The organism is Alkalibacterium sp. (assembly GCF_046484155.1).
In the GTDB taxonomy this organism is placed as follows: Bacteria; Bacillota; Bacilli; order Lactobacillales; family Carnobacteriaceae_A; genus Alkalibacterium.
The window spans coordinates 29723-54418 of record NZ_JAWOBT010000133.1 but is presented as its reverse complement, the minus strand read 5'-3'; the positions used below and the strand labels follow the sequence as shown (position 1 = coordinate 54418).

The following is a 24696-nucleotide window of genomic DNA, read 5'->3' as shown; positions in this document are numbered from 1 at the left end:
TTTAATTATTTAATTGAACGCTTTGAGGCTTTCTCTCGTTCGTTTTTATTAAGAATTTTCTTTCTTAAACGAATAGACTCTGGAGTTACTTCACAATACTCATCGTCCGCTAAGAATTCAAGTGATTCTTCAAGCGTTAACTTACGTGGACGTTTGATAACATTCGTCTGGTCTTTATTTGCTGAACGCACATTGGTTTTCTGTTTTTCTTTAGTCAAGTTAACAGCAATATCGCTATCTCTGTTGTTCTGACCGACAATCATACCAGCATAAACTTCTGTACCCGGTTCAACAAAGATAACACCACGGTCTTCAATGTTCATGATGCCGTATGTTGTTGCTACGCCATTTTCCATTGACACTAAGGCACCATAACGACGTTCCCCAGTTTTTCCTGACAAGAGTGGCAGATACTGATCGAACGTATGGTTTAAGATACCATAGCCACGTGTAATAGATAAGAAATCATTTGTAAACCCAATCAATCCTCGAGCAGGTGCTAAGAAAATCATGCGAACCTGTCCATTTCCTGTATGAATCATGTCTTGCATTTCTGCTTTTCTCTCACTTAAATTCTCAATCACTGAGCCCATATATTCTTCTGGTGTGTCGATTTGAACACGTTCAAAAGGCTCATGCTTACGTCCATCTATTTCTTTAATAATAACTTCTGGTCGAGATACTTGCAGTTCGAATCCTTCTCGACGCATGTTTTCTATTAAAATGGATAGATGAAGTTCGCCACGTCCTGAAACAATCCATGCATCAGGAGATTCCGTTGGTTCTATCCGAAGCGATACATCTGTTTGCAGTTGCATCATCAAGCGTTCTTCAATTTTTCTAGACGTGACCCATTTACCTTCTCTACCTGCAAAAGGAGAGTTGTTCACTAAGAAAGTCATTTGTAAAGTCGGCTCATCAATGTGTAAAATTGGCAACGGATCAACATGATCAACTGGCGTTACTGTTTCTCCTACAAAAATATCTTCAAAACCTGAAACGGCAATTAAATCACCGGCTTTAGCCTCTTGAATTTCTAAACGTTTAAGACCAAAGAAACCATTTAGTTTCGTTACACGGAAATCTTTCGTTGAACCGTCTAATTTACTTAAAGTAACGTTGTCTCCAACTTTGATTTTACCTCTGAATACTCGTCCAATACCAATTCTTCCGACATAATCGTTATAATCGAGTAGTGATACTTGGAACTGTAAAGGTTCGTCACTGTTATCAATGGGAGCAGGAACTTCTTTTAGTATGCTCTCAAAAACAGGTTTCATAGTATTTTCCTGATCTTCAAGCTCAGGTGAAAGACTACTTGTTCCGTTGATGGCAGATGCATAGATTACTGGAAAATCTAGTTGATCTTCATCTGCATCCAATTCTATCAGCAAATCGACAACTTCATCGACAACTTCTGCTGGTCGAGCAGTATCTTTATCGATTTTATTAACGACAACGATAGGTCTTAATTTCATTTCCAATGCTTTTTTGAGAACAAAACGTGTTTGAGGCATTGTTCCTTCATAAGCATCTACAACAAGAATTACTCCATCTACCATTTTCATGATTCGTTCAACTTCTCCACCGAAGTCAGCGTGTCCTGGAGTATCTAAAATATTAATATGGTGGTTATCATATCTAACTGCTGTATTTTTAGCGAGTATAGTGATGCCACGTTCTTTTTCAAGATCGTTAGAGTCCATGGCTCTTTCGTTTAATTGATTGTGAGCCTCTAATGTATCAGACTGTTTCAACAACTCATCTACTAATGTCGTTTTACCGTGGTCAACGTGAGCTATTATTGCGATGTTTCTTATATCGTCTCTTCTTTTCATCATATTCCTCCGAATTCCTTACGCTGAATCTAGTTTATTGTTTATCACTTTCGCTTATGTTCATTATAAAGAACATTAATTCTTGATAGATTCACACTCAAGAATAAATGCTCTCCAAATATCCTATATTGTTGCCCCAGATATTATAACACTAATACAAATGAAATTACAAGCTAATACTTTGCTTTTAATTTATAAGCTTAATAATTTCCTCATGTGCTTTGTTGGTTGCAAAAATAATATTATTATTATTGAGTAAATCTAATGGTTCATTATTAAATTGTGTTGCTTTTAGTCCAAGTTCCTGCATGAATAAAAGACCGGGAGCCACATCCCAAGGTTTTAAATTTGTCGCAATGTAAGCAACGATGCTTCCTTTAGCAACTTCTACACTTTCAAGCCCAGCAGAGCCGACTAACCTCAATCCTAAACTCTCTTTAGCTATCTTTCTTATATGATCATATTTCTCTTCAATCATAATACTAGAGTTAGTGGCTAATATCCCTTCTTCTAATGCCGCATCATAGGGTTCCGGCAATCGTTGTCCGTTACAACTGACACCTTCGCCTTTGATTGCGGAATACAATCTGTTCAGAGTGACATCGAAAATATAGCTTTGTATTGCTATACCATCTTCGTAGACAGCTAGCATTAAAGCAAAATTTTCATTTTGTAAAATAAAATTCAATGTGCCATCTATAGGATCTATAAACCATACCGTCCCATTCATATCTTCGATAGCATCTCCAAAACCTTCTTCACCCAGAATACGATCCGAAGGGAAAGTAGTGCGGATCTTTTTAACGAGTTCTTTCTCTACCCATTTATCCATATTGGTAACTAAATCATTAGGCGCTGTTTTTTGTTCAATTTCAAGCTGAGAATCTATATTATTTAAGACAACCCTACTAATTTCATCGATCCATTTTTTTATGGTTTTATCTCTGCTCGTAAAATTCTCTGGCATAATCGTTCCTCATTTCACGCTTCTCTAACCTAAGTTTAAATGAGAAGGCAGGAAAAAGCAAAAAACAAAGAGATTCTCAGCTTTATTAGCTGAGAATCTCTCGTCAATCTAATTTTTATTATCACATGTGAATTGGCATACCTAAAGCAGCTTCAGCAGCATCCATGACAACTTCACTAAGTGAAGGATGTCCATGAATAGTTAATGCGATATCTTCCGCATTCATTCCGCTTTCAACAGCTAAACCAATTTCAGCAATGATATCAGAGGCATTGATTCCTGCTACTTGACCGCCGACAATGACATTATCTTCCTTAGTTGTTACTAAACGTACGAAACCTTCAGTAGCGTTTAAAGATAATGCCCGACCATTACCACCAAGTGGGAATTTTGTAACTTTTACTTCTAATCCCTTTTCTTTTGCTTCGCTCTCTGTCAATCCAACAGATGCAATTTCCGGATTTGTAAAGGCAACTGCAGGTAGTGCACGGTAATCCACAGCTACTTTTTTGCCTGAGATTGCTTCAGCAGCAATTTTAGCTTCATAACTTGCTTTATGGGCTAATGCTGGTCCTGGAACCACATCACCAACAGCATAAATGCTTTCAATGTTTGATCGGCCTTGTTCATTAACTTCGATTAAACCGCGTTCGCTAACTTTAACACTTGCTTGTTCCAAGCCAAGTTCATCAGTGTTAGGTTTACGTCCAACTGTAACTAATACATAATCCACATCAAGAGATTTTTCTTCTCCTTTAACTTCATATTTAACCGTTACGCCATTATCTGTAACAGTCGACTCTTTAGCCATTGCTTCAGTAAAGATTTTAACACCTTTTGATTTGAAGTTCTTCTCAACAAGTTTAACCATGTCTTTATCAAAACCGTTCAAGATTGAAGGAAGACCTTCCAAGATAGTTACTTCAGTACCTAAGTTAGCATAAGCACCCGCTAATTCAGAACCAATGTAGCCTCCTCCAACAATAGCCATTTTTTTAGGAATTTCTGGTAAGTTCAATGCGCCCGTAGAATCTAATACACGGTCACTGAATTTGAAACCAGGAATTTGAATTGGACGGCTACCTGTTGCGACGATAGCGTTGTTAAAGGAATATGTTTGAGCACTATCCTCTTTCATTACACGCAACGTGTTTTCATCAACGAAGAATGCTTCTCCAAATAAAATCTCAACTTTATTTTTTTTGAGCAGAGCTTCTACACCTTTAGTTAATTTGTTAACAACTTTCGTATCTTTCCACTTCTGCGTTTTAGTAAAATCAATTTTTACGTTTTCAGAAGTAACACCAAAAGCAGTCGAATCAAGTGATTCCTGATATTTATGACCAGCAGCGATTAATGCTTTAGAAGGAATACATCCAACATTTAAACATACGCCACCAATAAATTCTTTTTCGATAATAGCTACTTTTTGTCCCATTTGTGCTGCACGAATAGCTGCAACGTACCCACCAGGTCCAGCTCCTATAACTACTGTATCTAGTTCAATTGCGAAATCTCCTACTACCATTTTTGTTTCACCTTATCCTTCCATTAATAATAATTCAGGATCTGCTAACAGACGTTTTAGTTCGTTCATTGCTTTTTGACCTGTTGCTCCGTCAATAACACGATGATCGAAAACTAATGACAATGCTAGCATTGGGGCAGCAACTATTTCGCCTTCGTCATTTACGATTGCTTTTTTAGCGATACGTCCAACACCTAATATAGCCACTTCTGGATAGTTAATAATTGGCGTGAACCAACCACCACCTACAGAACCGATATTTGAAATCGAGATCGAACCATCACCCATATCACTGGATTTCAGTTTGCCTTCATGCGCTTTACCACCCAATTCAGTAATTTCAGAAGCAATACTGAACATTGATTTCTTATCAGCATCAGCTACGACCGGAACATATAATCCTTGTTCTGTATCAGCAGCAATACCAATATTGAAGTAGTTTTTATACACAACTTCATCAGTCGTATCATCGATAGATGAGTTGAGTGCTGGGAATTTCTTCATAACAGCGATTATTGCTTTAACTACATAAGGTAGGAATGTTAATTTAACATCCTGTTCTGCAGCAACTGTTTTGAATTTAGTACGGTGAGCCATTAACTTAGTTACATCAACTTCGTCAAACAATGAAACCGATGGTATAGTCAGGCTACTGTTAACCATTGCTTTAGCAATAGCTTTACGTGTTGTAGTCATTTTTTCTCTGGTTTCTTCGTCAGAACGACTAGATTTAAATGGTTTAGCTTCAGCAGAAACAGCAGGTGTTGTTCCTTTGGATTCAGTCGCAGCTGTTTCTGGAGCAGCCGTTTCTTGAGTAGAAGCTTTTTCTCCTCCACCTTGCAAGAAGTTATCGATATCTTCACTCGTCGTACGCCCACCTTTTCCGGTCGCTTCGACTAAGCTGATATCTACATCTTTTTCACGTGCATATTGTCTAACTGACGGCATTGCTAAAACATGTTTATCAGGATCTGAGGTTTTAACTACATCACCAGAAGCAACATCTTCGGATCGAGCTGAATCTGTTTTTTCTGTTTCGGCAGGAGTCTCTTCAGAAGATGCTTCAGATTTAGCAGGTGCTTCTTTAGGTGCTTCTTCAGTTGAATCTTCGTGTCCTTCTGAATCGATCTCAACAATAGGATCACCTACAGATGCCACTGTACCTGGTTCTACTAAGAATTTTTTAATTTTCCCATCGACTGGAGAAGCTAATTCTTCAACAGATTTATCATTCTGAATCTCAGCGATCGAATCGCCTTCTTCAACTGTGTCTCCTTCAGAAACTAACCAGCTGACGATTTCGCCTTCAGCCATGCCTTCCCCAACGTCAGGGAGCTTAAATGTAAAAGCCATTATTTTTTTCTTCCCTTCTATAAATGATCTCAGTTTTATTTTCGTTTGATTCCGTATCAATATGCAACATTCTCTGATTGGTTTAAACCAATCAGAGAATGTTGTTTAGGGTCTGTTTACTTAATTATTAAAATTCTACTGTTTCTTTAATTGACGCAATAATGTCTTTAGTATTTGGTAACCAGAGGTTTTCAACTTGACCAAATGGGAAGATCGTATCGGGTGCCGATACAAAACCTATTGGTGCTTGTAATGATAAAATAGCACGTTGGGAAACTTCAGAAATAACTGTGTTTCCTACGCCAGCTTGACGCTGTGCTTCTTGAACCATAACCATACGACCAGTCTTCTCGACAGATCCAACAATTGTTTCATAGTCGACCGGAGACACTGTTCGTAAATCAATAACTTCGACAGAAACGTCATCTTTTTCTAATTCTTCAGCTGCTTTAAGGGCCTCACGTACCATGTAACCATAAGCTACGACAGTAACGTCAGAACCTTCTTTAGAAACTCCCGCTTTACCTAAAGGAACAGTGTACTGCTCTTCAGGTACTTCATCACGGAAAGAACGATATAACTTCATGTGTTCCAAGAAAAATACAGGATCCTGATCACGAATTGCTGATGTTAATAATCCTTTTGCATCATATGGGTTTGAAGGGATAACAACTTTAAGTCCAGGAGACTGAGCTAGTAATCCTTCCAGACTATCTGCATGCATCTCTGGTGTATGAACGCCACCACCGAAGGGTGAGCGAATGACAGCCGGTAAATTCAGGTTTCCACCTGTGCGGTAACGCGTACGTGCCATTTGACCAATAATAGAATCCATTACTTCAAATACAAAACCGAAGAATTGAATTTCCATTACCGGACGAAAGCCTTGAACTGCTAAACCAAATGCCATACCACCGATTCCAGATTCAGCAAGCGGAGTATCATTGACGCGGTTTTCACCGTATTTATCAAAAAGGCCTTGGGTCGCACGGAATACACCGCCGTTTTTACCTACATCTTCACCAAACACCAAGACTTTTTCATCACGGGCCATTTCTTGATCAAGTGCTTCCGTGATTGCTTGAATCATTGTAAGATTCGCCATGATTATTTACTCTCCTTTGCTTCGAATTTCTCGATCTGCTCAACTATATTTTGACCAGGCTCATCGTACATGTTTTTCAAGAAGTCTGAAATCTTCATTTTTGGAGCTTGATCTGCTTCTTTCGCAGCTTGTTTGATTTCTTCTTTAGTTTTTTCAATTAATTCTTCTTCTTTTTCATCAGACCATAAGCCTTTTTCTGTTAAGAAATTACGGAACCGAATAAGTGGATCTCTTTGTTCCCAGTAATCAAATGATTCCTGTTCACGGTAACGCGTTGGATCATCACCAGACGTTGAGTGAGGTCCGAAACGTGATGTGATCGTTTCAATTAATACGGGACCTTTACCTGATGCTGCCCAATCGCGTGCTTGTTTTGTTACTGCATAAACAGCTAATGGATCCATACCGTCGACTTGTACTCCTGGAATACCCGCAGCAGCAGATTTTTGAGCTAGTGTTGCAGCAGAAGTTTGTTTTTCGCGAGGCGTAGAAATAGCATAGCCATTGTTTTGAATGAAGAAAACAATAGGAGCTTTGTAACGACCGGCAAAGTTCATGCCTTCGTATACGTCACCTTGAGAAGAACCACCGTCTCCAGTATATGTGAACGTTACTTCGTCTTCTTTTCCAGCAAATTTCTGCCCTACAGCGTTACCCATAGCTTGGATGTATTGCGCTCCAATAATGATTTGAGGTGACATCGCATGTAAATCTTCAGGATAGTTATTCCCTTCAACGTGTCCTCTTGACCACAAGAATGCTTGTGATATAGATAAGCCGTGTTGTATTAATTGTGGAATGTCACGATACCCTGGATATAACCAGTCTTGTTTTTTGAATGCGAAATGACTAGCTAATTGTGAAGCTTCCTGACCCATGGTGGGCGCATAGAAACCTAATCTCCCTTGACGAGCTAACGCCATTGAGCGATCGTGAAGTACTCGAGACCACACCATTCTTGTCATTAATTCTACTAATTCATCATCAGATAAATCGGGCATAATGTCTTTATTAACGATTTTGCCGTCTTTATCTAAAATTTGAACCATCGGAAACGAAGCTTCGATTGAACCTAATAATGCTTCGTAATCAACTGGTTGCTTTGCCATAGATTACCCATTCCTCTCTCGTTGTGTAATTAAATATAACAGTTAATTTTGGCTGTTACAATTTTCTCTATTCCTTTTACAATTTATCATGATTCAAAACAAAATGCAAGCGATATCCACTTGAATTGCCCTCATAAAATGTTGGTATGAAAGGTTTTTCACATCTTTGTGACCACAAACACAAACAAGCTGTTATACTGTTTTTATCTGAAAATTTCAAAATATTTATTATATAAAGTGATACAGGTAAATAAACTGTTATATATAAGCAACAAAAAAATTCTTTTGTACCATTATTTTTTTAAAAAGAAATAACATGTGAATAAAATCACTAACACATTAAGAAAAATTTCATTTTCTAACGCAAATTTTAATAATATTAATGCACAATGCGAGTAAACCTGTTAAAATACTAGTGTATGAATACTAGGAGGTAGTTAGATGATAACAATGAAAGATGTTATTCGAGAAGGGCATCCTACGTTACGGATAGTAGCCGAAAAAATGACGATACCTTTAAACGATGAAGAAAAAGACTTAGCTAAAGAACTGTTAAAGTTTTTAAAAACCAGCCAAGATCCTGAATTAGCAGAAAAATACGAACTGAGACCAGGCGTGGGTATAGCAGCACCACAAGTCAATGTTTCTAAACGTATGATAGCCGTTCATGTTCCCTCTGATGATCCAGAAGCAACAGAACCTGAGTTTAGTACTGTCTTAGTCAATCCAAAAATCATCAGTCATTCTGTTCAACAGACCTGCCTTCCAGAGGGTGAAGGTTGTCTATCTGTGGACCGTGAAATTCCTGGATATGTTCCAAGACACAAACGGATTAGAATAGAATATTTCGATATTGAAGGCAATAAGCAAAAAAAACGCTTAAAGGATTTTCCTGCTATCGTCGTTCAACATGAAATCGATCATTTGAATGGGGTTATGTTCTTTGACCGCATAGATCCGGATAATCCTTTAGCATTACCTGAAGGTCTTGAAGTTTTAGGATCTGAAGAACAATAACAAAAAGCATTAAACTTACTTTTTAGTAAGTTTAATGCTTTTTTTATATACTTTGATTTCTTCAGATGGATCCACTGGTTCTTGGAACTGTCTTCTCTTGTTTTGATGATAATGAATGGCTTCTAATAATGGTATCATCAGAGCTGCCACAAAACCACCTGAAAAACCGTTATTGTATAAGTTGATACCGCCATGCAGATAGCCCGTATTTGTAACTACTGCTAAATGTAAAGCCCCCGCAAGAATACCTGCGCGTGTACCGTATCTCCCTGCTATAGGAGCAATCGTCGTTCCGAACAACCCAGCTATAATTATATCAGTTGTACTCATATCATAGCCGTTCAGGAACCCCATAAGACTGACACCGATTAAAATCGGTAGGACGTTCCTCAAATGTTTACCAAATGCTCCAAAACCAACTACGGTCAATATCCCTCCGATAGTAGGTCCATTTATCTCACCACCATGAAACAGAATATAAGACACGGAGACGTATCCTAAAAGCGCCATATTTATTAACGTAACGCTAAATCCATTAGTTCTTAAGAAGTCTGTCGATAATTGACCGGAGTGCTTTATCAAGTCCGAGTAACCATCCAACGTGCCAGAATTCAAGTACAGCCCTCCAACTAGCATGAGACTGAACAGTATCAAAAATACTATAGTTAAAGACTGGTTGTTCCCACTGGACAAAATTGAAACGGGCTCAATTTCTTTACCCATGCTACGCAGAACAGAAGTGAATACAGTTCCGATTACTCCACTGGTAAAGCCTATGTTATATAGACTGAACCCTTTAGTAAAGCTGACAAAATGTTTAGATAAAGGAGGTATGATGAACCCCACGATAAAACCTGCAATATAACCATAGATAATACCTTCATTTAATTGTAACCCAATATTGAACGTAATTTCACTGACTAACGGTCCCAATGCTGTCCCGAACAAGGCGCCTAACAAAGATTTTTCAGGATGAATTTTTGTTACTCTCGCATAAGCGAATGCCCCTAAAATGATAGGCATTGAATTGTAAAGGTTTTTTCCGAAAAACGAGAATGCAGCTACGGTAAATACAGCCGCTATAATTGGGCCATTCACTTTAGCTCGAGTCATCCTAATAAGAGCTATCGCTTGAGCAGTCATCAAACCCGAATTAAATAATGTGGCCCCTATATTAGATAAAGCAAAGTAATCGGTCGTCAAATTGGCTGGAGACGTTAAGATTATAATTTGTCCAGTTACTATTTCTTGTGGCGTGTTAAATACAAACGCTACTAAAGTAAAGAACATTGCTATACTAATCAAAAAACCATACTTTACATTCTGAGAAATGGTCGTGTAACTCGAGATATATAGTTGGTTTTCAGTAATCATCTATTATCCCCTTTCCCCGTTTCAACTGTAATATTTAAAAGCGTTCTCAAAAATTTGGTAATAAAAAAATGGAGATAGACGGGCTCGAACCGACGACCTCTTCGCTGCCAGCGAAGCGCTCTCCCAACTGAGCTATACCCCCACGTAAAAAACACGTTATAATTTATTTTCGCATATATTACGTTGCATGTCTATAGTTTTAAACAAATCATTCAACATTTTTAAAATTTCAGTCACAAATCCTAGCTAATGTAATTTAATTGACGCAATGCATTTGGAATACCATTATTTTCGTTAGAGTCCGTTATACTATTAGCGACATCTTTCACTTCTTTCTCAGCGTTACCCATGGCAATGCCAAATCCTACGTTCTTAATCATTTCAATATCGTTCATCCCGTCGCCGAATGCCACGACATCTTTCAGATTTATCCCCAAATGGTTCGCGAGTATTTTAATTGTTAAGAATTTTGATCCGTCACCGGGCAGAATATCCACACCTGTTTTATACCAGCGAACAAATCGGAAATGAGAAAATTGGTTTTTATAAATTTCCATTTCATCTTCTGATACAAAGAGCAAGCATTGTACGAGTGATTGTGTTTTATGAAAATCTCTATTGTGTTCAGGAATAGAAAAACCTACAAATTGCATTCCATTCTTCACTCGACTGTCAGGCGTTTCGCTTCTACGTCTTAAATCATCTATTGTTTCGTAAACAAGTTGATGGTTGTTCTCATCAGCCAGTTTTATTAATTTTTGGAGTTCTTCTTTATCTAAAAAATTAGTATAAATAGCTTCATGATTATAATATGCTGCTGCACCATTACATACAATATAATTTGATATCCCTAATTCTTCAATAACCTCTCTTGCCATCGTGCGATTTCTTCCCGTAGCAATAGCAACTTCGTGCGATTTATTTAATTCTTTAATTGCTTGTTTAGTTTCCACAGGAATAGCTTTATTATCATCTAAAACTGTTCCATCAATATCAAAAATAAATAACTTTTTATTTTCCAATCATAGACACTCCCTTAATATAAATACACCCTTACTATATATAATTTAAATCTAAACTACAACTCATTTTCAATCTTGCGGTTAAGTTTTGTTGATTTCCTTCTTCTATACTTATTATTTTTAGTATGGTAGAATAACTATATCAGTGGTTTCTTACACCACGCACCGAGCGGAGATTTTCAAAATAAATTAAATTTACAATTTTATAGATCACAGTTATGCAAAGTAAGATTTAAAAGAGAATTTAATTATTAAAATAAGGGAGATATACAATGAAACCAAATATTAAAAATAACGAGACAGCTATGTTTGCATTAGGCGGTTTAAATGAAATCGGTAAAAATACCTATGCCATACAATTTCAAGATGAAATCATTTTAATTGACGCCGGGATTAAATTTCCAGAGGATGATTTATTAGGCATCGATTATGTTATTCCTGATTATTCTTATCTTGTAGAAAATAAAGAAAAAATTAAAGGGCTATTTATTACTCATGGTCATGAAGACCACGTCGGAGGTACTCCTTTCTTATTGAAGCAACTAAATATACCTATTTACGCAGGTAAATTAGCTTTAGCTCTTATTAGAAACAAATTAACTGAACACAACTTACTCCGTTCAGCTACCTTACATGAAATTGATGAAGACACAGTTATCAAATTCAGAAAAACAACAGTATCGTTTTTCAGAACGACCCATAGTGTGCCTGAATCATACGGTATTGTAGTAAAAACACCTAATGGGAATATTGTTGAGACTGGGGACTTCAAGTTTGACTTTACTCCTGTAGGCGAACCAGCAAACATTCATAAGATGGCTAGAATTGGTGAAGAAGGCGTCCTTGCATTACTTTCAGATAGTACAAATGCAGAAATACCCGATTTTACTAAGTCTGAACAAATGGTTGGCGAAACGATTAGAAACTTGTTCAACAAAATCGATGGTCGTATTATCTTCGCAACCTTCGCATCTAACATTTCCAGAGTTCAACAGGCTATTGAAGCAGCAAACAAAACCGGTCGTAAAATTGCCGTGTTTGGACGTAGTATGGTTACAAACCTTGAAACCGGTCAAGAGTTAGGCTATATTCACGCAGATGAAGGTACCTTTATTCATCCAAATGAGATAAAAAAATATAAAGCAAATGAAGTTTTGATTCTGTGTACCGGATCTCAAGGAGAACCTATGGCTGCATTGAGTAGAATTGCTAACGGGACACACAGACAGATTTCTATTCAACCTGGAGATTCCGTTATCTTCTCAAGCTCACCTATTCCTGGAAATACAATGAGCATTAATCGTGTTATCAATCAATTGCTCGAAGCCGGTGCAAATGTCATTCATGGAAAAATAAATAATATTCACACTTCTGGACATGGTGGTCAAGAAGAGCAAAAGTTAATGTTACAATTAATGAAACCTAAATACTTCGTTCCTATCCACGGCGAACACCGCATGCAACGCATACATGCGAAACTCGCTCAACAAACAGGCGTTCCGAAAGAGAATTGTTTTATTTTAGATAATGGAGATATTATGGCCTTTACCGAAGATACTGCAAGACGTGCCGGAGAGATTGATGCAAAAGATGTCTACGTTGATGGTAGTGGTGTTGGGGATATCGGCAATGTCGTTTTGAGAGATCGAAAAATACTCTCTGATAATGGCTTGGTTGTGGTTGTTGCCACAATAGATGCAGAGAAGAAAAAAATTCTGGCTGGTCCTGATATCATTTCTCGAGGATTCATTTATATGAGAGAATCCGAAGAACTTATACAAAAAGCTCAAAAAGTAGCCTTTGATAGTATTCAACAATCATTTAAGCGTGAACAAATAAATGAATATAAGATGAGAAATGATTTAATCGATGATATTAAAGAATTCCTCTTTACTGAAACTGAGCGTCGCCCGATTATCTTACCTGTTATTTTAACAAACTAATCTAAAAAAAGTGCCCCATTCAAGTATAGATACTTGAATGGGGCACTTTTTTTAATTATTTTTAACAATATCATGTCTAAAAGCGTATATGGCTACTTGAGTACGATCTTCTACTTCCAATTTCGATAAAATATTTGACACATGCGTCTTAACTGTTTTTAAAGTAATAAATAATTCATCTGCTATGTTCTGATTTGTGTACCCTTTTGAAATAAGTTGCACGACTTCGTTTTCTCTGCTTGTCAATCTATCATGCAGCTGATTTTTATTTTCTTCATATCTTTTTTCTTCAAGTATGGTAGACACTTCATCTTCGATATAATTTTGACCATCATGCGTTTCACGGATGGCTTGAGCAATCTCGGTTGCAGAGGATGTTTTCAGAATATAGCCACTTGCCCCCGCTTGCATTGCCGGATATACTTTTTCGTCATCAATGAAGCTTGTTAAAATAATTATCTTTGCTTCCGGCCACTTTTTCATTATTTCTATTGTCGCTGCTGTCCCATCCGTTACTTCCATGACTAAGTCCATCAAAATGATGTCCGGTTTTTCTTCCAGTGCTAGATCAATAGCTTCCTGGCCATTAACTGCCTCTCCCACTAATTCAAAATCCTCTTGAATAGAAAAGAATGACGATAAACCCAACCGAACCATTTCATGATCATCTACCAGCATTAATCGAATCACATTCTCACTCTCCTTAAATTAAAGGTACGTTTATTTCAATACGGGTTCCAAACTTAGGAAGAGAAACGATTTTAACATTTCCACCCATGCCTTCTATTCGTTCTTTAATATTATGTAATCCGTAACTACCTGTTTTTTTATCATCGACGTTAAACCCTATACCATCATCATTTACCCTGAGTTGGATACTGCTTCCATTTTGAGTTAAATAGACTTCCAGCACTTTTGCTTTAGCGTGTCTAAGGACATTAGATAAAAGTTCCTGTAATATTCTGAAAAAGTGATCTTCCATCACTGTAGACATTAAAACTTCTTCGATTTCATAATGTATGTCCACATCTATTTTAGATGAAAGTTCCTTCAGTAGTTGTTCAATTCCCTGTTTCAAAGATTTCCCATCCAATTGAACTGGTCTGAGATGTAATAACAAGGCTCGCATTTCTGTCTGTGAAGCGTGAATGGTCTGCTCTATCATATTTAATTGTTTAACGACAGGCTCCGGGCAATGAACCACCTGTTGATTCACTGCAGACAGCATCATTGATGCAGCAAACAGCTGTTGTGACACTGAATCGTGCAATTCTCTAGCTATACGTTTGCGTTCGTTTTCGAGAATATCATTTTTCGTTTCATTATCAAGCGTTTTTGATTCTTGAGCATTTTTTAACGCCTCATCTGCCATAAACATTAATTTTTCATGTAATTTCAAAAATTGTCTGTCAATATCTTCATTTATTTGTAGCGGTGTATCTAACGAATACATATTCATGAATATTGAAGCGGAATAATGACCTTGACTCATCATTCTTAACCCTTCTTCGACTCTCCTTAATTTCTTTTTTTCAAACGCTCTTAAATATGAGATTGTAACAACTGATAATATGAAGGAAAACAGAATTAAATAAAAAAGCAGGGATATGCCTACAATATTTGCTCTATAAAGTGCTGTTACCCATTGATTCTCAGAAAGTGCTAAAAATATAAACACGGTAATGAATAATAATATGAAAAAGAACAATAAGAAATATCTTAATAAATGTGATAAGGACTTTTTCATAAATAAACAACCTCAACTTCACCAATCAGTGTGCTGGAAACGACTTTAATTTTTCTGAGTGCTGTATCATAATTTTTTGACTGCCACTTGACCGTTTCATTTTTCATATCAAAGACCTCATCTTCAATAATTAATTTTCCCAGCACTATGCTGACATTTAACGACAGCGCCACATCTTTCGGAACGAACAGCTTAGTGTCGCCAAAGCCTTTTGTTAACAGTAAGATGTTTTCTTTTATTGGTAAAACTGTGTTGCCTAAGTCAAAGAAGGTATCTCCCATTATTTTCTGGAAGTTATGATCTTCCCATTGAAATATATCCTTACCTACAAAGTCATCTCCAATCCATTTGTTTCGATATAATTTCAACTCATTTCCTTCACTTTCATTCCATTGCATAGAAATATACTCTTTGTCTCGCCAATATTGCTTTTTTCTAAATAAAGGATCACGCATAGTATTTAATAACTTTTCATCTGAACTTAATTGAAATAATAAAAATAGAGCTAATAATACCCAGAAGGCTGTCGTAAATATAAAAGATGCAAGAAAAAAAGCCAAACTCGTCCACAAATAATTGGTATGTTTTTGTGTTTCTTTGGGAGATGATTTATATAGGGCTAAGAACCCAATAGCTAAAACAAAAAATAAAAAGAAAACATAATTATGAGCGATTTGATATAAAAGCCAAACGAACAGTATGATCAAAGTTGCTTTATACGCATAGACATTCATACTATCTCTCCTCTACTTGAATCTATAGCAAGTATAACGAATTTATTCTAAAATAGCATTACTTTCTCTTAAAAACACGTCTTAAGTCTTGTTAAAAAAAAAGCTAAAGGCTGTCTATACTACACAGCCTTTAGCTTTCATTAAAATACTTTGGTAACTTCTACTGACATTCTTCCACCTGGCGTTTCGATTTGAACTTTGTCGCCTATGCTTTTTCCTAATAAAGCTTGTGCAATAGGGGACTCGTTCGAAATCTTGCCGGAAAATGGATCAGCCTCAGCTTTGCCTACGATGGTATACTCTTCTTCAATACCATCAGGTAATTCTTTAAATGTTACAGAACGGCCTAGAGTGACTTCGCCTTCTTTGGAATTTGAACTATCAATTATTTCTGCATTCTGAAGCATGTTTTCAACTGTGCTTATTCTGCCTTCTATGAAAGCTTGTTCATCTTTAGCTGATTCATACTCAGAGTTCTCTGATAAGTCTCCAAAACCACGAGCGATTTTGATACGTTCAACAACTTCTTTTCTCTTGACTGACTTTAATTCGTTTAATTCTTTTTCTAATTTTTCTTTACCTTGAGCAGTCATTGGATATACTTTTTCTGTCATCATTATTATTCACCTCATAAAATACATTATTATTAAAACTGGTTATCATAAAAATTTAATGTCAACTAAATTCTCAATGGAATTAAGATACCATGAACGTATATAGTTGTAAAGCGTTTTTCTAAAATAAAACGTCCCTCGTTTATAAGGAACGTTCTTCAAATATGGTATGTATCTTTGTAGTCATTAGATCTATAGCTACCTGATTTCTGCCACCTTCAGGTATGATGATATCTGCAAATTTTTTGGTTGGCTCGATAAATTGGGTATGCATGGGTTTAACAACTGATAAGTATTGTTCGATGACATTATCCAGAGTTCTTCCTCGTTCTTCAATATCTCTCTTGATACGTCGAATAATTCGGATATCATCGTCAGTATCAACATAAACCTTTATATCCATTAAATCTCTTAACCTTGTATCTTCTAAAATAAGAATGCCCTCAAGGATAATAACCTCTTTTGGTTCCTGACATATTGTTTCATCACTTCTGGTGTGTCTTGTATAATCATATATTGGTTTATTAATACTTTTGTATTCCAATAAATCATGTAGGTGAGAAATGAGTAGATCAGTATCAAATGCAAAAGGATGATCATAATTGGTTTTTAATCGTTCTTCAAAACTCAAATAATCCTGGTCTTTATAATAAGAGTCTTGTTCAAGCATCATAATTGATTTTCCCGGGAAATAATTATAGATAGCTTGACTGACACTTGTTTTTCCACTACCCGAACCGCCAGTTACGCCTATCACGATAGGTTTTTTTTTTTGATTCTTATCCATAATACAGTTCCTTTCTTTAAACAACCAATATAATGGTCTTAAGAAAAGCATTGAGTCTGATTATGACTCAATGCTTTCGCAGACTTTGTCTACTCATCTAAATATTCTCGCTTGTACTCTAAATGTTGTTCGTATGATTCTGAAAAATAAACTTCTTTTGTGGCTAAATCCGCTAAAAAATACATGTAATCCGTTTCCGCCGGGTATAAGCTGGCTTTAATAGATTCTTCGGAAGGATTATTAACGGGACCTGGTCCAAGACCTGTGTGCTTATATAAGTTATATGGCGAATCTGTTTCCAGATCGTCATAGGTTATTCGTTCTTGATGCTCTCCGAGAGCATAGGTAATACTTACATCCGTTTGAAGCGGCATCTCAGCGTCTAGACGATTATAAAAAACGCCTGAAATCAATTCACGGTCTTCATAGGTTATACCTTCTCTTTCAATAAAAGAAGCCATTGTCAGTATCTTATGCACTGTTGTTTCCTGCGCTTCTATTTCTGTGTAATAATCTTCTAAAACTTGATCCATGTGATCGATCATTTGAGTTACTAATTCGTTTAATGTCGTATCTTCGAGCAACTCATATGTTGCTGGATACAAATAACCTTCTAGGGAATAAAGTATTTCCTCATTATCATAAATGGTTTCATTCAACAAATTTGGGAATACTTCAGCCTTTTCAGCTAGGAAATCTTCATTCTCGATTAAATCAAAAAATTCATCAATGGAATAATCTGTTTGTTGCTCTATTACAATAGCGACTTGTTCAACAGTAAAACCTTCAGGGATCGTTATAGATCCTGAAGCTTCTTCCATAATTGGAGTTCCCCCATCTTGCAGCTGAGTCACAATTTCATCTGTAGACATTGAAGGAGAAAACAGATAGTAACCTGCTTGAAAGCCTTCTTCTCCAGTAAATCTTAAATGATAGTTGAAAACAAAAGCACTTCGAATAATATTGCTTTCTTCCAGGATCCGGGCAATATCCGTACGCGATGAGCCGATAGGGATCTCGATTGGGATATCCTCGTTACTACCTGGCTCCAAAGGTTCCAATGAAGACGTGTAATATTGGTAGCCCGAAACAACGAGCACAACAATTAATATGATTAAAATTGAAACAATGCTTAATACAATTTTTCTAACTGTTTTTATCGATTGTCTATCAGGCATGAACTGTCCATCCTTTTTTTAATAAGATAGTTGTCTTAATCATTATACACAATATGTATGCTACAGAAAAGTAATTCTCCTTCTCACTTTGATTTAATATCTAGTACGATGAGTATTCTAATCAATAGCATGTTTTATTCCATAAAAAAAATGGATAGCGAAAAGTCTTTCATACCTATAACATCATGAGTTAGACTATTTTTTCCCTATCCATCTTTCTATTTATATTTACTTTTATTCTTCTTCTTCGTCTTCTTCTTCCTCTTCCTCTTCGCTGATAAATGTATTTAGAACTTCCTCAATCATTTCCCATTCTGCATCTGATTCAATTGAACTCAAAGTACCTTCAAGTCCGCCATCTGATTCTTTATAAGAAAATGCAGACAGTTCAACTTCTTCTCCTTCGTCGGTACCAGTCGGATAAACTAATACATAGGATTTACCGAAATCATCTGATTCAAACGTGAAAAGGATCTCGTATAACTCTTCGTTACCCTCTTCATCGATAATTGTGATATGTTCATGGTCGTTTTCGTGATCGTGGTTGTGTTCCTCTGACATTATTATTCCTCCTTTATTTTTTTTGAATGTTGATCTAAATAATTCTGTAATATCATTACAGCAGCAAGTTTATCGATGACTTTTTTTCTTTTTTTTCGTGAAGTATTGCCTTCTTCGATCAACATTCGGGTCGCTTGCATAGTAGTTAACCGTTCGTCTTGGTATGTCACTGGTAATTTAAAGAGTTCTTCGAGTTTTTTCCCGTATTCCATTGAAATCTCAGCACGTTCACCAATTGTGCCATTCATATTCTTAGGTAAACCTACTACGAACGACTCTACCTCATACTCTTCAACGAGTTCTTTGATTCGTTCAAGACCGAATTGATTCTTAGATTCATTAATTTGAACTGTTTCTATTCCTTGAGCTGTCCAACCAAAATAATCGCTGACAGCAACACCTACAGTTTTCGAGCCGACATCCAATCCCATGATACGCATCTTATTTTTTGTTCTCAATATAACGAGCAACTAATTCTTCTAAAATTTCATCTCTTTCATGACGTTTTATCAAGTTTCTCGCATCATTATGACGAGGTATATAAGCAGGATCTCCCGATAATAAATAACCAACAATTTGATTTATAGGATTATATCCTTTTTCTTCTAGGGCTTTATATACCAGTCTTAGCGTTTCATCGACATTGTGTTCATCAATATTATCAACACTAAATCGAACAGTATGATCATTTATAGTCATTTAACGTTCCCTCCGTCTTTTCATTAACGAATATAAGTTACCCGTTTAAAATATTCATTAATCAAAAATTTCTGTTATGTTCATTTTACTAGAAATCTATTCAAAGTACAATGTAATCTATAAGCGAAATTTTTTTAGAAGGTTACCACTGTCGTTAAGGTTCTCGGTTCAGCTCGATCCACTCCGGAACTGCTTTTAGTGCTTCTGGCAGTCCATCAGGTTTTTTACCTCCAGCTTGAGCAAAGTCATCACGGCCTCCGCCTCCGCCTTTTACATATGGAGAGATTGTTTTTATTAAGTTGCCTGCTTTCAATTTTTTATCTATTGCTTTTTGATTAAGTGATGCAATAATATTTACTTTGCCTTCATTTCTCAGACCCAGTACTAAAATATCTGAATAATTATTTTGTTTCCATTTATCGGCTAACTGTCTTAATTGATTCATGTCTTTTGCTTTGATTTCTTCCGCGATAACCGTTAAGTCTCCTACAGTTTTGACTTGGGTAAAGATATCTTCAGCTTGTGCATTAGCTAATTTTGAATGTAACGACTCATTTATCTGACTGATATCTTTCAATTCTTTCTGCAAGCCTTCGATTTTAACTGGAAGATCAGTTAGTGATTGTATTTTCATAAGTTTGGACACTTGCTTCAAGATAGTTAGTTGCTCTTCCATCCACCGATAAGCGCCCTCGCTCGTTTGTGCAATAATTCTTCTTGTTCCCGCGCCTATACCACTTTCTGAAATGATTTTGAATAGTCCTATCTCAGATGTAGAATTGACGTGCGTTCCCCCGCATAGCTCTTTGGAATAATCATCAATCATTACGACACGTACGTTTTCACCGTATTTCTCGCCGAACAAGGCCATTGCGCCCATATCTTTTGCTGTCTCGATATCCGTTTCAACAGTTTTTATTATCATATTTTCTCGGATTTTCTGATTGACAATTTCTTCCACTTCTTTCAATTCATCTTCTGTCACTTGTCCAAAATGAGTAAAGTCAAATCTCAAGTATTCATCTTCAACCAGTGACCCTGCTTGATTTGCATGATTACCAATAATGTCTTTTAACGCTTGATGTAAAAGGTGCGTAGCTGTATGGTTACGTTCGATCAAGCTTCTGCGCTTTTTATCGATGACTAGATGATAGATTTCATTCGCAGTCAAGGTTTGTCTAACCTCTGCTTCATGAATAGGCTGACCTTCAGGACCAGATTTTACGTTCGTGACCTCAGCCATGACAGTTTGATCTTCATTGAGAATTAAACCACTGTCTCCTACTTGTCCACCTTTTTCAGCATAAAAAGGACTTTCCTCGAATATAAGTCTGACTAATTCCCCTGGTTCGACTGTTTCAGCAAACGCATCATTCTTAATAATTTTAACCAATTTACTGGTTGTTTCATCAGTCTCATAACCAACAAAGTCACTCGTCATGGTGAGACTGTTTAAAAGTGACGAGTGAATAGCCATAGATCCTTCAGCTTGACGTGCAGAACGGGCTCTCTCCCGTTGTTTTTCCATTTCCATTTCAAATTCTTCATAATTGATTTTCATATTTTCTTCAAGTATGACTTCCTCAGTTAATTCTATAGGAAAACCATAGGTGTCATATAACTGAAAAACATCTTTCCCTGAAATTACTGTCTGGCCTTCTGCTTTTAATTGACTGACAGTTTCTTTAACTTTATCTAAGCCCGCAGACAGTGTTTCAAGGAATCTTTCTTCTTCATTCAAGATAACCTTCTCAACGAATTCAGTTTTTTCACTAACTTCTGGATAATGTTCTTTCATGATTTCTGCAACCACTGGAACAAGCTGTGTCAAGAATGGTTTTTCAATGTCTAACTTTCTCCCGTGCATGACGCTTCTTCTGAGCAACCGTCTTAATACATAGCCACGACCTTCATTAGAGGGCAATGCACCGTCGCTAATTGCAAATACTAGCGTACGAATGTGATCAGCAATTACTTTGAAACTCACTTTATTTTTTGAATCATCCCCGTATTGATATCCGGAAATTTCTGCCACTTTATTTATAATTGGCAGAAATAAATCTGTTTCAAAATTAGTTGGAGCATCTTGAATGACCGATACAATACGTTCGAGCCCCATACCTGTATCTATATTTTTATTAGGTAAGGGTTCATACGTATCATCTGATTTGTGATTGAATTCTGAAAAGACCAAATTCCATATTTCTAACCAACGTTCATTTTCTCCACCAGGATAGTTCTCTACATGTCCTTCTGGTAAATTGTTGAACGATTCGCCTCTATCATAAAATATTTCAGAATCCGGTCCGCAGGGTCCTTCCCCGATATCCCAAAAATTGCCTTCTTCTTTGATTAAATGCGCTTCATCCACACCGATTTTATCTTTCCAAATCGCATACGTTTCATCGTCTTGCGGGTAGACAGTGATATACAGTTTTTCTGGGTCTAGCGCTAACCACTCATTTCCAGTCAAAAATTCCCATGCCCATTCAATTGCTTCTTCTTTAAAGTAATCCCCTATTGAAAAATTACCCAACATTTCAAATAATGTGTGGTGTCTAGCAGTCACACCAACATTTTCAATGTCATTTGTTCGAATACTTTTCTGTGAACTCGCGATTCTCGGATTATCCGGTTTTACTGTACCATCAAAGTATTTTTTCATTGTAGCTACCCCAGAATTGATCCAAAGTAATGTAGGATCTTCTACCGGAACTAGTGATGCACTCTTTTCGATTTTATGCCCTTTTTCTTTGAAAAAATCTAAAAAGAGTTGTCTTAACTCTGAACTTGATAATTTCTTCATCATTCATTTCTCCTTTAATCTAAAATATATATAAAACAAAAAAACTGAATAAACTACTACAGACAAGGACGAGTGTGCGCGGTACCACCTTGTTTGCAATAACTTATTCAGTCAGTCATTACCTCTTAAGACTTGTTAACGCCAAGTAACGTCATAATTTCTTATGAATAATAGAATGGTAGCACTAACCGTGTGTAATATTCTTTCAGCTTTTGAATATCTCTCTTTGATTACACCCTAGTATGTCCTTCTATGAATGATAGAATTATAGCGTAGATAAACCGATTAGTCAATAATTCTCTGTTCATCTCACTTAATTATTTAACACAATATTGTTGAAATGTATTATTCTGTATCTGTCCATTCTGTTTCGTTTGCCGGAAAATATTTATGCAGTGAAAACCCACGCCCTAAGACTTCACTCGCTGGCATAGCTACAACAAAGGCATTCGCATCTGCTTTTAGCACAGCTTCTTTCAATAGTGTGAATTCTCTCTCTTGGATAACTGCCATAAGCATATCTTTATCTGTATTTCCGTATCCTCCACGAATACCCAAGTTCGTCACGCCACGTTCCATGGTATGCAGAATTTCCTGTCTGATATCTTCAGGATTATCCGAAATGATAAATACATTTTTATTACGATTAAACCCAAGCTGTACCAGGTCGATCGTACGCGAAACGATAAAGAGAGAGATCAGAGAAAACATGACTGTTTCAACGTCAAAGACTAGTAATGCAACCAATATGACAAGGCCATCTACTATTATTGTGCTGAAACCCAATTGAAAATGTAAATACTGATAAAGTATCTGAACAATAACGCTTGTCCCGCCTGTCGATGATTTTGCTCGATAAACAATTCCTATCCCTAATCCTGTAAGTCCTCCACCATATAATGCCGCCAGTAGCGGTTCTGTAGTAATGGGGCCCCAGTGTCCAATAAAACTTAAGAAGAACGGTAAAAGCAAACTTCCTAATATCGTTTTATATCCAGCTTCTTTTCCTAATAGGATAAAGCATACTACCAATAAGGGGATATTCAGTGCATATTGGAACAGAGCAGGTTCCCAGCCAAACATTGAATTCGCGGCAATAGATAACCCAGATACTCCGCCTGACACTATGTCATTGGGCAATAAAAACACTTGAAATGAAACCGCCGTCAAAAACGACCCGAATATAATATAGGTATAATCCACTGCACTTAACGTATATTTTTTTGCTACTCGTAACATCTGATATCCTCCTTATATATTAAATTTAGTCAACCCGAGACATTTTAACATTTAAAGCAAGGGGAATACAAGGATTACTTTTTTTAACTTTAAATCTTTAATCTTATCTTTCTTTTATCCTATTTTCACGTATACTATGGTTATTAAATAGAAATCGGTGATGACTGTGCATAATAAACATTTAATCTTTATTATCAATGAATATTCAAGACACGGGAAAAAAACAACGAATCAAATCAGAGAAATTATGGACCGTTTTGATAGTACATATGAAATCCATATAACCCAATATAAGCAACATGCTACTTTGTTAGCTGAATCGTTTGCGAATAAAATAGCAAACAATTCACTTATCGTTGCTGTCGGAGGCGATGGCACGTTAAATGAAGTCGTTAACGGATTAGTCAATGCCGGCAATCATTTGCCCGTTGGCTACATACCGACCGGATCCGGAAACGATTTTGCTCGATCGCTTGATTTGCCTTTGTCCATTGAAACATCCATACACAACATAGTCGAAACAAGCGAACCTACACCACTGGATATTTTGGTGGGCTTATCTGATACTTTAAATATCATAGCTGTCAATAGCATAGGATTTGGAATAGATGGCTTGGTCATGTATAAAATCGATCAGACAAAAAGCAAACAAACAAACAACAAGTTTTTTTACATTGCTTCTGTTATGTCTGCCTATTTTTCACAGAAACCTTTCCCGTTGAAGTTGATTGCGGATGATCGAACATTCACTTATGGCGAAGCCTTATTAGTTTTATGTACGAATAATAAATTCTTCGCCGGAGGAATCCCTATCCATCCACAAGCAGATGCAACCGATGAGCTGATCGATGTAGTCGTTGCTGAAAAGGTCACTTTCTGGGAATTACTGCATATTTTATTTTCGGTATTAACCACCCAGAAGCATTTAAATCATCCGAAACTGCATTCTCATAGGGTTTCTTCTTGTAAACTAAGACTCTATACTCCTCAATATGGACAAAAAGACGGCGAATTAATAGATAAAAACGTGCAAAACATCTCTGTCAAACTAATAAAACAATCCTTTTGGATTTAG

22 protein-coding genes and 1 tRNA gene are annotated in these 24696 nt (G+C 36.6%); 3 read left to right on the top strand and 20 right to left on the bottom strand.

Annotated features, from left to right (window positions below; genetic code table 11):
- Window positions 1–5: 5 nt before the first annotated feature.
- The 6 genes from typA to pdhA form a co-directional block, all read right to left on the bottom strand.
- Window positions 6–1838 carry a translational GTPase TypA gene (typA, locus tag R6U02_RS09585; RefSeq protein WP_410263417.1) on the bottom strand — a complete coding sequence of 611 codons (1833 nt, stop codon included), beginning with the start codon at window positions 1836–1838 and terminating at the stop codon, window positions 6–8.
- Between the two features lie 187 nt (window positions 1839–2025).
- Entirely contained in the window at window positions 2026–2805 is a 780-nt protein-coding gene (locus tag R6U02_RS09580; RefSeq protein ID WP_410263386.1) for an inositol monophosphatase family protein, read from the bottom strand.
- Window positions 2806–2926: 121 nt separating this feature from the next.
- Window positions 2927–4333, bottom strand: a complete 1407-nt coding sequence (gene lpdA / locus R6U02_RS09575) for a dihydrolipoyl dehydrogenase (RefSeq protein ID WP_410263385.1) — start codon at window positions 4331–4333, stop codon at window positions 2927–2929.
- A 12-nt stretch (window positions 4334–4345) separates the two neighbouring features.
- Window positions 4346–5686 carry a dihydrolipoamide acetyltransferase family protein gene (locus tag R6U02_RS09570; RefSeq protein ID WP_410263384.1) on the bottom strand — a complete coding sequence of 447 codons (1341 nt, stop codon included), beginning with the start codon at window positions 5684–5686 and terminating at the stop codon, window positions 4346–4348.
- A gap of 127 nt (window positions 5687–5813) precedes the next feature.
- Window positions 5814–6791 (bottom strand): alpha-ketoacid dehydrogenase subunit beta, encoded by a 978-nt coding sequence (locus tag R6U02_RS09565; RefSeq protein ID WP_410263383.1) that lies wholly within the window; start codon window positions 6789–6791, stop codon window positions 5814–5816.
- A gap of 2 nt (window positions 6792–6793) precedes the next feature.
- Entirely contained in the window at window positions 6794–7900 is a 1107-nt protein-coding gene (gene pdhA, locus R6U02_RS09560) for a pyruvate dehydrogenase (acetyl-transferring) E1 component subunit alpha (RefSeq protein WP_410263382.1), read from the bottom strand.
- 441 nt (window positions 7901–8341) lie between these two features.
- Between pdhA and def the strand changes: the two genes are divergently transcribed.
- Window positions 8342–8917 carry a peptide deformylase gene (gene def, locus R6U02_RS09555; RefSeq protein ID WP_410263381.1) on the top strand — a complete coding sequence of 192 codons (576 nt, stop codon included), beginning with the start codon at window positions 8342–8344 and terminating at the stop codon, window positions 8915–8917.
- A 15-nt stretch (window positions 8918–8932) separates the two neighbouring features.
- Here def and R6U02_RS09550 read toward each other — a convergent pair whose 3' ends face one another.
- From R6U02_RS09550 to R6U02_RS09540, 3 genes are all read right to left on the bottom strand, one after another.
- Window positions 8933–10291 carry a DUF1576 domain-containing protein gene (locus R6U02_RS09550; protein WP_410263380.1) on the bottom strand — a complete coding sequence of 453 codons (1359 nt, stop codon included), beginning with the start codon at window positions 10289–10291 and terminating at the stop codon, window positions 8933–8935.
- Window positions 10292–10360: 69 nt separating this feature from the next.
- Window positions 10361–10433 (bottom strand) — tRNA-Ala (locus tag R6U02_RS09545).
- Window positions 10434–10533: 100 nt separating this feature from the next.
- On the bottom strand, window positions 10534–11313 hold the full coding sequence (locus R6U02_RS09540) for a Cof-type HAD-IIB family hydrolase (RefSeq protein ID WP_410263379.1): 780 nt from the start codon (window positions 11311–11313) through the stop codon (window positions 10534–10536).
- 272 nt (window positions 11314–11585) lie between these two features.
- On the opposite strand from R6U02_RS09540, the gene rnjA reads away from it, so the two are divergent.
- Window positions 11586–13256, top strand: coding sequence for a ribonuclease J1 (rnjA, locus tag R6U02_RS09535; RefSeq protein WP_410263378.1), 1671 nt, complete (start codon window positions 11586–11588; stop codon window positions 13254–13256).
- A 51-nt stretch (window positions 13257–13307) separates the two neighbouring features.
- Here the strand turns inward: rnjA and R6U02_RS09530 are convergent, their stop codons facing one another.
- The 11 genes from R6U02_RS09530 to R6U02_RS09480 all read right to left on the bottom strand — a co-directional run bounded on the left by R6U02_RS09530 (window position 13308) and on the right by R6U02_RS09480 (window position 23621).
- Window positions 13308–13946: a response regulator gene (locus tag R6U02_RS09530; RefSeq protein WP_410263377.1), complete on the bottom strand. Its 639-nt coding sequence runs from the start codon at window positions 13944–13946 to the stop codon at window positions 13308–13310.
- A gap of 13 nt (window positions 13947–13959) precedes the next feature.
- Complete coding sequence (locus tag R6U02_RS09525) at window positions 13960–14751, bottom strand: sensor histidine kinase (RefSeq protein WP_410263376.1); 792 nt, start codon at window positions 14749–14751, stop codon at window positions 13960–13962.
- Window positions 14752–14999: 248 nt separating this feature from the next.
- Window positions 15000–15737 carry a cell wall-active antibiotics response protein LiaF gene (liaF, locus tag R6U02_RS09520; RefSeq protein ID WP_410263375.1) on the bottom strand — a complete coding sequence of 246 codons (738 nt, stop codon included), beginning with the start codon at window positions 15735–15737 and terminating at the stop codon, window positions 15000–15002.
- A gap of 140 nt (window positions 15738–15877) precedes the next feature.
- Window positions 15878–16351 carry a transcription elongation factor GreA gene (gene greA, locus R6U02_RS09515; protein ID WP_410263416.1) on the bottom strand — a complete coding sequence of 158 codons (474 nt, stop codon included), beginning with the start codon at window positions 16349–16351 and terminating at the stop codon, window positions 15878–15880.
- 142 nt (window positions 16352–16493) lie between these two features.
- Window positions 16494–17138 carry a uridine kinase gene (gene udk / locus R6U02_RS09510; protein WP_410263374.1) on the bottom strand — a complete coding sequence of 215 codons (645 nt, stop codon included), beginning with the start codon at window positions 17136–17138 and terminating at the stop codon, window positions 16494–16496.
- 89 nt (window positions 17139–17227) lie between these two features.
- Window positions 17228–18316, bottom strand: coding sequence for an endolytic transglycosylase MltG (mltG, locus tag R6U02_RS09505; protein WP_410263373.1), 1089 nt, complete (start codon window positions 18314–18316; stop codon window positions 17228–17230).
- Between the two features lie 234 nt (window positions 18317–18550).
- On the bottom strand, window positions 18551–18877 hold the full coding sequence (locus tag R6U02_RS09500; protein WP_410263372.1) for a DUF1292 domain-containing protein: 327 nt from the start codon (window positions 18875–18877) through the stop codon (window positions 18551–18553).
- Window positions 18878–18879: 2 nt separating this feature from the next.
- Window positions 18880–19317: a Holliday junction resolvase RuvX gene (gene ruvX / locus R6U02_RS09495; RefSeq protein ID WP_410263415.1), complete on the bottom strand. Its 438-nt coding sequence runs from the start codon at window positions 19315–19317 to the stop codon at window positions 18880–18882.
- Between the two features lies 1 nt (window position 19318).
- Window positions 19319–19576 (bottom strand): IreB family regulatory phosphoprotein, encoded by a 258-nt coding sequence (locus R6U02_RS09490; RefSeq protein WP_410263371.1) that lies wholly within the window; start codon window positions 19574–19576, stop codon window positions 19319–19321.
- 154 nt (window positions 19577–19730) lie between these two features.
- Window positions 19731–22382, bottom strand: coding sequence for an alanine--tRNA ligase (alaS, locus tag R6U02_RS09485; protein WP_410263414.1), 2652 nt, complete (start codon window positions 22380–22382; stop codon window positions 19731–19733).
- A 345-nt stretch (window positions 22383–22727) separates the two neighbouring features.
- Window positions 22728–23621, bottom strand: a complete 894-nt coding sequence (locus R6U02_RS09480) for a YitT family protein (RefSeq protein ID WP_410263370.1) — start codon at window positions 23619–23621, stop codon at window positions 22728–22730.
- Between the two features lie 166 nt (window positions 23622–23787).
- On the opposite strand from R6U02_RS09480, the gene R6U02_RS09475 reads away from it, so the two are divergent.
- Complete coding sequence (locus R6U02_RS09475; RefSeq protein ID WP_410263369.1) at window positions 23788–24696, top strand: diacylglycerol/lipid kinase family protein; 909 nt, start codon at window positions 23788–23790, stop codon at window positions 24694–24696.